The 1,974-nt window shown below is 36.1% G+C and carries 3 protein-coding genes; all 3 read left to right on the top strand.

Annotated features, from left to right (window positions below; all coding sequences use genetic code 11):
- A partial coding sequence (locus tag AC07XN_RS24235; RefSeq protein ID WP_494744913.1) for an energy transducer TonB occupies positions 1-563 on the top strand: 563 nt, incomplete at its 5' end.
- Positions 564-708: 145 nt separating this feature from the next.
- Complete coding sequence (locus AC07XN_RS24230; RefSeq protein WP_309924504.1) at positions 709-960, top strand: hypothetical protein; 252 nt, start codon at positions 709-711, stop codon at positions 958-960.
- Between the two features lie 15 nt (positions 961-975).
- A complete protein-coding gene (locus tag AC07XN_RS24225; RefSeq protein WP_309924502.1) occupies positions 976-1,926 on the top strand; it encodes a PstS family phosphate ABC transporter substrate-binding protein in 951 nt (316 codons plus the stop codon).
- The last annotated feature ends 48 nt before the right edge of the window (positions 1,927-1,974 follow it).

Genomic DNA, 1,974 nt, shown 5'->3' with positions numbered 1-1,974 from the left:
CACCACCACCACCGCCGCCACCACCAAAAGAATTACCAAAGGTGACGACGACAAAATTCTTACCTCCTGAAATCAAAAAAGATGAAGAGGTAACAAAACCTGAACCACCACCAGAAGAAGTAAAAGGTAATACGGCTGCTGAAACTGTGAAAGGTGAAACTGAAGATGCTGGCCCGCCAGTAGATCCAGATGCAAGAGGTACAGCGCCAGAAGCGCCAGTTGAACCACCAAAGCCAAAAGAGGAAGAAATCTTTACTGCGGTAGAACAACAAGCTGAATTCCCAGGTGGTATGGGTGCATTCGCTAAATTCTTGCAGAAAAACTTGAAATACCCAGCAGCAGCGCAGCGTGCTAACGTTTCTGGTAAAGTATATATCCAATTCGTTGTAAATACTGATGGTAGTATCCAAAACGTAGATGTACTTAAATCAGTAGGTTTTGGTTGCGATGAAGAAGCTGTTAGAGTAATTAAATCTGTACCGAAATGGACACCAGGTAAACAGTCTGGTCGTGCAGTACGTTCAAGATTTACAGTACCAATTAGCTTCGTGCTATCTGAATAATTATATTATTTAGCATTAAGATACAATGAAAACCTGTCAGGAAACTGGCAGGTTTCATTTTTCAATAGGAATCAGTTTTTGTTTTTTTCTATGAGAAATGTATTAGATTAGGTTGTGATTATCGTTTTATATTAAACATCAAAACATGCCCAGTAGAATTTTTTTACTTGTTAATGTATTAATGGCCCTTTCATACGCTGTGATTGGATTACTTTTGATACTTAACCCTCAATCAACTTTTGCACAGATGATGTTGCCTTCTTCTTGGTATGCATATGCTTTGGGTGCATTACTTGTAATATATGGCATTTTTAGAGCATGGAGAGTTTACACCAAATTGAAAGATGAAGACGACGACGATAAAGAGGAGTATTCATATTATGACGAGAAGAAATAAACAATCACAAAAACCATGAAAACTATATTAAATCTATCTTATTCGATTCTACTAACCGCTACTTTGTTTTCTTGTGGAAAAAACACAGGAAAAGATGGTAAAGAATTAGATGGCCCAGCCAAAGGAGAGATTACTGTTGCTGTTGATGAGTCGTTTCAACCCATCATGGAAGCTGAGAAAATGGCTTTTGAACAGACCTATCCATATACAAAAATCAATTTAGTATATAAACAAGAGGGTGAAGCAGTAGCAATGTTATTAAATGATAAAGCCAGAGTAGCTGTAATAACACGAGAACTGAATGATGCAGAGAAGAAAATTTATACTGACGATAAAGTTACCTACAGGAGTTTTAAATTTGCAGGTGATGCTTTAGCCTTGATTACTAACAAAGCTAATCGTGATACGATGATAACCGTGAATGATATTGCGGGAATCATGAAAGGGGAAAAAAAGAAATGGTCTGAGATTAGCAAAAGTGGTAGTGGCGAAGACATTGTACTGGTTTTTGATGGTTCAAATTCTAGTAATTTAACATTTTTAGTAGATAAATTTGGAATAGATAAAAAAGAGAAAGTTTCTTTTTTTGCAACAAAGTCGAACAAGGAAGTTATAGAATATGTGAAAACGCATAAAAATGCAATGGGCGTAATTGGTACTAATTGGATCAGTGACGGTGACGACCCTGCATCGTTAGGTTTTATCAAAGAAATTAACGTAATGTCGGTTTCAGAGAAAAGCAGTACTAATCCAGAGGATTATTATCAACCATTTGGATATAACCTTGCTTTAAAAAGGTATCCATTAATTCGCCAAATTAGATTAATCTTAAAAGAGCCTTACATGGGGCTAGGAACAGGTTTTATCAATTATATATGTCTTGAACAAGGACAATTGATTGTACTGAAAGGGGGACTTTTACCACTTACAAAACCACTTCAGATTAGGCAAGTAAAAATGGATTAACCTAGCGTGGCATAATATTTTTAGAAATATTAAAATGCAGAACAAAAT

The sequence above is a fragment of the Arcicella sp. GW458-12-2-14-TSB2 genome, assembly GCF_059423785.1.
Note: the sequence above shows the minus strand (reverse complement) of the source record. Positions and strands in the feature narration are given on the sequence as shown.

Bases quoted from the DNA above. Each gene is read 5' to 3' on its own strand.
- AC07XN_RS24225 (WP_309924502.1), top strand. From the start codon at position 976: ATGAAAACTATATTAAATCTATCTTATTCGATTCTACTAACCGCTACT.
- AC07XN_RS24230 (WP_309924504.1), top strand. From the start codon at position 709: ATGCCCAGTAGAATTTTTTTACTTGTTAATGTATTAATGGCCCTTTCA.